Annotated in this window: 1 protein-coding gene; it reads left to right on the top strand. The window is 73.4% G+C overall.

All coding sequences use genetic code 11. The features are described from left to right. Positions 1-169 precede the first annotated feature (169 nt). Positions 170-575: DJ-1/PfpI family protein (locus ACWF62_RS20725; protein WP_452631322.1), on the top strand; the 406-nt coding region annotated here is incomplete at its 3' end.

Raw genomic sequence — 575 nt, 5'->3', positions numbered from 1 at the left:
ATCTCCCGGACGGTGAACTCGCCGCCGGGGGCCAGCCGGCCGGCCAGGATCTCTTCCCGCAGGGCATCGGCGAGTTGCTCGCGCAGGGTACTGCGTTGAATCACGCCGACCCACACTACAGTTCCCCGATTTCATTGACAGCATCCTGTCCACTTGACAGAATACTGCCATGAGCGACAGGGCAGCGGGAACGCACCCGCGGACAACGGACAGCACGGTGCACCTCGCCGTGTACGACGGCCTCGCCGACTGGGAGCCCGGACACGCGATCGCCGAGCTGCGCCAACGCGGGTACCGGGTCCGGGCGGTGGGCGTCACCGACCGGCCGGTGACGACGCTGGGCGGGCTGCGCGTCCTGCCGGACCTCGCCCTGGACGAGCTGCGGCCGGCGGACAGCGCGCTGCTGATCCTGCCGGGCTCCCCGGCATGGGAGAGCGGCGAGGGCCCGACGGCGGCGTTCGCGCGGACCGCGCGGCGCTTCCTGGACACGGGGGTGCCGGTGGCGGCGATCTGCGGGGCGACGGCGGGGCTGGCGGCCGAGGGGCTGCTGGACACCCGGGCGCACACCGGGGCGG

This window comes from Rhodococcus sp. NPDC054953, assembly GCF_053609225.1.
The sequence above is the reverse complement of the archived record's forward strand: the minus strand, read 5'-3'. Positions and strand labels throughout refer to the sequence as shown.